This is a genomic window from Moorena sp. (genome assembly GCF_982860115.1).
Map to the genome: position 1 here is coordinate 14,487 of NZ_CEYLVT010000135.1, position 5,824 is coordinate 20,310.

The following is a 5,824-nucleotide window of genomic DNA, read 5'->3' on the forward strand; positions in this document are numbered from 1 at the left end:
CCTTAAAAAAGGGGGGGATTAGATTCAAAAGTCCCCCTTACTAAGGGGGATTTAGGGGGATCTGAATCAGGGATAAAAAAACTGACATGCTCCCAACGGGATTTTCAGCAAACCAGTAGTTGATTAGCTGTTAATTTAAGCTATCAGCTATCAGCTAATGAAGGCTGACCGCTGACCGCTGACCGCTGACCGCTGACCGCTGACCGCTGACAATTACCAATCCACAAAACGCGCTTCATCTAAAACAGGAAAACAACTATGAAAATCGAAGCAGAAAACACAACTCGCGTTACCCTAGAAAATTACCAGGTTTTTGATAATAATAGTGCTTCAGGCTCTAAGGCAGTCAGAATCGAAGACATTGAAACCAACGGCATAATCAGAATTGACTGGACAGAAAGTGATGGTGTTGCTGGCAAATACCATATCGGTATTGCTCACTTTGATGAAGTAGATGGACAAGCCAAACTAAAATTACGGGTCAATGGTATTGATGTTGACACCTATACTTTGGATAAAAACCTTGGTGGAGAAGGACCCAACTCCGGTAACTATGTCGGTTTGACTGACTCTCTCAGCAATGGTGATCCTAATCCAAATCCTATCTTTAAAGATGTACAACTTGCTCCAGGCGATCGCATTGAAATTGTTGTAGAGGCAGATAGTCTTGATAATGAGACCTTCGAGTTAGGGCGAATTGACGCCATTGAATTCACCTCCGCTGAAGTAGATCTGTTCTGGCATAATTCTGAGACTGGCACCATGGGAGCTTGGCGGATGCATGGGGTAATGGGTACTGACCTAGATGAGGCAGTCACGATTCAAATGGAATCCGTTAACAGTGACTGGGAGATTCGTGCTGCCGGAGACTTTAACGGTGATAGCCACAAAGATATGGTTTGGCGCAATACCGTTACTGGAGACATTGATATCTGGTTAATGAATGGTTCCCAGTTTCAAGAAGCAGTATCCATCGTCCCAGTCTCAGACCTTAACTGGAAAATCCATGGCACAGGAGATTTCAACGATGATCAGCAAACGGATTTGCTGTGGCGTAATCACTCCACTGGCGAAAATGCAGTTTGGCTGATGAATGGCACTGAGCCGAATCGAGGAGTACTAATCCAATCAGAATTAGCGAATAGTAAATGGAAGATGCTTGGTGCCGGAGACTTTGATGGAGATACAGACGCGGATGTTCTCTGGCTTAATACTGAAAACCAAAATGTTTCCTACTGGCGCATGGCAGGTACCGATTACATAGAGTCAGTATTCGTTAATCATGCACCCCTCAACAACACCTGGAAATTTCAAGGAGTTATGGATTTTGACGAGAATGGTTACGATGACATTTTCTGGAGTAATACTGTTGATGGCAAGACAGGAATGTGGATGATGAATGAAAATGGTTACGACCGACCAGTAATCGCTGAGTCGGTAGATTTGAGCTGGGAAGGTCATGCCTGAAGTGACCTGTGTTGAGCGTTGACTTTCAACAACAATCGCTCAATCAAATTAAGCGTTCGCGTAGCGGCTCGTACCGAGCATCGCGTAGCGTGGCCGTAGGCCAATCGCACTTGTGACTTGCTGCGGTTTATAATCAATTATTGACACACCTTAGGGGGGCATCCCCTGCGCCCCTAAGATTTATCTTTATTCTATAGCGTTAATGATTATAGAGTAAAGTAAATGAAAATTGCGATCTTATCCTTAGATCCTAACTTATATTCTACCCGACGCTTGAAGGATTCTGGGGAAAAGCGGGGTCATCAAATGCGGGTGATTAACTATATGTGCTGTTACCTGAATATTACAGCTGACAAGCCAATGGTAATGTATCAGGGCAAACCCTTAGATGACTTTGATGCCATTATTCCTCGGATCGGGGCATCACAGACCTTCTATGGCACCGCCGTTGTACGGCAGTTTGAAGTGATGGGCGTAAAGAGTGCTAATCCAACTCAGGGAATTTCCCGCTCCCGTGATAAACTACGCTCTCTTCAGATCCTTTCTGGTGAAAATATTGGTTTGCCCGTAACTGGCTTTGCCTATTTAACCGAAGATATTGACCACTTAATCGAGATGGTAGGTGGTGCTCCTTTGGTGATTAAACTCTTGGAGGGTAGCCAAGGTATTGGGGTAGTCCTGGCAGAAACCCATCAAGCTGCCAAGTCGGTCATTGAAGCCTTTCGCGGTTTACAAGCCAATATCTTAGTCCAAGAATTTATCAAAGAAGCAGGGGGTATGGATATTCGCTGTCTTGTGATTAATAGTAAGGTAGTGGCATCAATTAAGCGACAGGGAGCAGAGGGGGAATTCCGCTCGAACCTACACCGAGGGGGAACAGCGGAAAAAATCCAGTTAACCTCTCAAGAGCTTACCACAGCAATTCGTGCTGCTAAAGCCATGGGATTACCCATAGCTGGGGTAGACATGGTACGCTCCCATCGTGGTCCGCTAGTGTTGGAAGTTAATTCTTCACCAGGACTAGAAGGAATTGAAAAGGCGACTGGGGTGGATGTGGCGGGGAAGATTATTGAATTTTTGGAAAAAAGTGCTGCGAATCAGAAAAAAGGTGCCCCTGGAAGTGGAGCTGTTCGCGATCGCATAAAGTATTAAAAGTATTAAATTCTCAAGAATCTGTAATTCTCTATTTCCCATGCCCCGATCAGAAGTTTTCTATTGGTTAAAAACAAAACTTATCTCAAACCAGGGGCTTGATGGTAAAACAAAGCAATCCCTGGAAAGGCATCGATGGCTCAAACATGCAACTAATAGGGTACCTAATGGTTATCAATTTAATTTTGACGCAGTACTAGGTTATAGTGACTGACATAGGTACATTTTTGATTAGGGTGTAAGGAATGAATCCAAGCCTGGAACAGTCAAGTATAGATACCACGACTATGATGACATCTTCCGAACCATTGGTCGAGGTGCCGAAAATCTTGGAAGAAGAGCGCATGCAAAAGGAGCGTATGCATGATGTACTGCTGCTGCTGGAACATTTAGTAGAGAGGGAAGAAGCTACCGTGAAGCTGATCCTCGATTGCCTCTACGATGTGGGCTCAGTCAACATAATCAACAAAAAGTTTCAGTCTCGCTCCCTCAACTGGATGATGAAATCAATTGCCCGTATGTCCAAACCAGCCTTCAGAGTTGTTGCTCTGCGCTGGTTTAAGAAGAATTGTCCAGAACTGATTACTAAGTGGCTGGGGGAGCAAGTGCAAGGGAGTACGGAGTAGGGAGTAGGGAGTAGGGGGAATAAAATTGACTACTGTACCTCATAAGTACGATAAACGCGATAATTAAATTATCGTTCTCAGGATTAACATCAGGGATACTTCAGCAAATCGAAACGCAATATCAGGACTTACGCAACAAACCAATAGTTTACAAATTTGGTCAACAAGTTGACAATTTTTTGCTTACAGAAGAATTATCGGGTTGCATTCAAATCGGTCATTCAAAAGCTTTTTTAGCGGCCAAGGCCACTAGTATACTCACAGTTTTTTCACAAAGTTTGATTAATCTTTGAGCAGAGCTTAATCAAAGGAGCCGAATTTCTAAGTAAATACTCTGTTTCGGCGTAAACAACCAGCTGATGCCTAATCTCATGACTATAGAGGGGAGGAAATGGAGAGAGTCAAGGTCGGCAAATGCAAATTGTTAACAACTCCGATGCTACCAGATTTGCTCTAAAAACTCTGATTTCAAACTAAGGAGAACGTTGATGAACACACAATCAGAAACTGCCATTAAGCACAGTGATGTAATCAACCAGATAGTACTGAATCGCCAAAACACCGAAGAAATTGGTCGGGTAGCTGAGCTGTGGCTCGACCCAATTGCTCACCAAGTTTTGGGTTTGGTTTGCAAGTCAGGACTGCTCGGTCGCAAAAAACGGTCATTTACTTGGGTAGAAATTGAGGCGATTGGCTCCGACAGCATTCTAGTTTACCTTGACTCGGAAACCGCAGCGAAAAAACCCCCATCAGTGGAATCGATTGTGGGACATCAGTTGTGGACGGACGGAGGGAATCAGGCAGGTACTTTGATGGACTATCGATTCGACCCCCAAACTGGAAAGGTAGTTGAGTATATCTTTGGCTCCAAGGGCTGGCGTGGTCTCACTGATGGCACCTACCGACTTCCCCCTGTCGCGATCGCTAGTGTGGGCGGTAAACGAGTGATGGCCATAGAGACGATGGTGCAAAACGCTGAACACTATACAGGTGGCATCAACCACAAAATTTCTCAGGCGGCTGAATCCTTGAAAGATGACTACGCTAAAACCAAGGAAGATATGGCGGCGCTGGTGGAAGGGGCTCAGGGGCTAGCGACTCAAGTGCAAGAAACTACTAAAAAAGTCGCGGAGAATACCCAAGAGAAGCTCTCTGATGTCGCTGGTCAAGTGCAAGAAACTACTAAAAAAGTCGCGGGGAATGCTCAAGATAAGTTCTCTGATGTCGCTGATCAAGTACAAGAAACTACTAAAAAAGTCGCGGAGAATACCCAAAATAAGTTTTCTGAGGTTGCTGGTCAAGCACAACAAACCACTAAACAGCTAACTGGTAATGCTCAACAGAAGCTTTCTGATGTCACCACTCAATTGCAAGAAACTCCTAAAAAAGTAGCGGAGAATAGCCAAAATAAGTTCTCTGAGGTTGCTGGTCAAGTCCAACAAAGCGCTAAACAGCTGACTGGTAATACAAAAGAGAAGCTTTCTGAGGTCACCACTCAAGTGCAACAAACTACTAAAAAAGTAGCGGAGAATACCCAAAATAAGTTCTCTGAGGTTGCTGGTCAAGCACAACAGACTACTAAACAGCTGACTGACCAGGCTCAGGAAAAACTAGTTCAAGTAAAGACAAAGTTGCCAAGTGCTGACTCCGCTACTACTACAGAAGCTGCTGACAAAGACAAGACACTCAAAGCTAGTTCTGAACCAGAATCTGCCCAAACAGCTCTTAAGCACTAACTTATTTGAGCAAAGTGTTTTGTCTATACAACTTAAGGAGAAAAATACTATGAGACAAGTTGCAATACTGGTAACTAGACAATTTGCAATGGTGCTAAGTATTTTAGCGATCGCATCTTTGTTATCTCTAGCTACTGATGGTAATCAGAACTCTCAGTCTCAACCGACTCCGAGTTCAGCACAAGCAACTGCACCCCAAACACCAGCAGAAACCGCTGCATCCGAGAGAAAAGAAAAACAGAAGTCTCTGCAGAACATCATCTCTGTGTTAATGATCGCTGATCAGTAATGTCAGCTATTAGCTATTAGCTATCAGCTATCAGCTCTCAGCTATCAGCCGTTGGCTCTCAGCCAATGGCTCAATAGTTACTTCGTAATTACTTAGACCTTGGCAAAAAACCTTTATTGAAGGAGTACTCAAACAATGATGACGACTGACAACAATAGCGATTGTGAATTTCTTGAAGAAGACAGTATATGGTCTGACCTCAGAGCAATAAGAGTTATCAATGGCCTGCAACAGGAGGTGCAATCCCTAGAAGCCTCAGTGAAACGGCTCCAAATCTTCCTGGTGTTAAGTATTGTGATCCTAGGAGGTAGTATTGCTGCCATCAGTCCCCTTGGTGCTATGACTTACAACCAGTTGCAGCAGCAATTTGCACCAGTAAATTCCTGGAAAACCACTCAATAAAACGGGTAATTTGTTGATTAATTATTCACCATTAAAACTAAATAATAAATACTAGAGTATTACTAAATCAATTGTGCCCATTTTTGATAATAAATTACCGACTCCCGACTCCCGACTCCCGACTCCCGACTCCCGACTCCCGACTCCCGACT

At 44.0% G+C, this 5,824-nt stretch carries 6 protein-coding genes; all 6 read left to right on the forward strand.

What is annotated here, in order from left to right; translation table 11 throughout:
- The first annotated feature begins 258 nt into the window (after nt 1–258).
- The 6 genes from AC4II3_RS21050 (at nt 259) to AC4II3_RS21075 (ending at nt 5,672) form a co-directional block, all read left to right on the forward strand.
- Complete coding sequence (locus AC4II3_RS21050; protein ID WP_488010541.1) at nt 259–1,467, forward strand: FG-GAP repeat domain-containing protein; 1,209 nt, start codon at nt 259–261, stop codon at nt 1,465–1,467.
- A 222-nt stretch (nt 1,468–1,689) separates the two neighbouring features.
- On the forward strand, nt 1,690–2,619 hold the full coding sequence (gene rimK / locus AC4II3_RS21055) for a 30S ribosomal protein S6--L-glutamate ligase (protein WP_488010539.1): 930 nt from the start codon (nt 1,690–1,692) through the stop codon (nt 2,617–2,619).
- Nucleotides 2,620–2,909: 290 nt separating this feature from the next.
- Complete coding sequence (locus AC4II3_RS21060) at nt 2,910–3,245, forward strand: hypothetical protein (RefSeq protein ID WP_488010563.1); 336 nt, start codon at nt 2,910–2,912, stop codon at nt 3,243–3,245.
- Between the two features lie 488 nt (nt 3,246–3,733).
- Entirely contained in the window at nt 3,734–4,981 is a 1,248-nt protein-coding gene (locus AC4II3_RS21065) for a PRC-barrel domain-containing protein (protein WP_488010537.1), read from the forward strand.
- Nucleotides 4,982–5,030: 49 nt separating this feature from the next.
- Nucleotides 5,031–5,270, forward strand: a complete 240-nt coding sequence (locus tag AC4II3_RS21070; RefSeq protein WP_488010535.1) for a hypothetical protein — start codon at nt 5,031–5,033, stop codon at nt 5,268–5,270.
- A gap of 135 nt (nt 5,271–5,405) precedes the next feature.
- Entirely contained in the window at nt 5,406–5,672 is a 267-nt protein-coding gene (locus AC4II3_RS21075; protein WP_488010533.1) for a hypothetical protein, read from the forward strand.
- Nucleotides 5,673–5,824 lie beyond the last annotated feature (152 nt).

What these genes read in the sequence shown, in the direction of transcription:
- rimK (WP_488010539.1), top strand. Translation starts at nt 1,690, where the DNA reads ATGAAAATTGCGATCTTATCCTTAGATCCTAACTTATATTCTACCCGA.
- AC4II3_RS21065 (WP_488010537.1), top strand. Translation starts at nt 3,734, where the DNA reads ATGAACACACAATCAGAAACTGCCATTAAGCACAGTGATGTAATCAAC.
- AC4II3_RS21050 (WP_488010541.1), top strand. Translation starts at nt 259, where the DNA reads ATGAAAATCGAAGCAGAAAACACAACTCGCGTTACCCTAGAAAATTAC.
- AC4II3_RS21070 (WP_488010535.1), top strand. Translation starts at nt 5,031, where the DNA reads ATGAGACAAGTTGCAATACTGGTAACTAGACAATTTGCAATGGTGCTA.
- AC4II3_RS21075 (WP_488010533.1), top strand. Translation starts at nt 5,406, where the DNA reads ATGATGACGACTGACAACAATAGCGATTGTGAATTTCTTGAAGAAGAC.
- AC4II3_RS21060 (WP_488010563.1), top strand. Translation starts at nt 2,910, where the DNA reads ATGACATCTTCCGAACCATTGGTCGAGGTGCCGAAAATCTTGGAAGAA.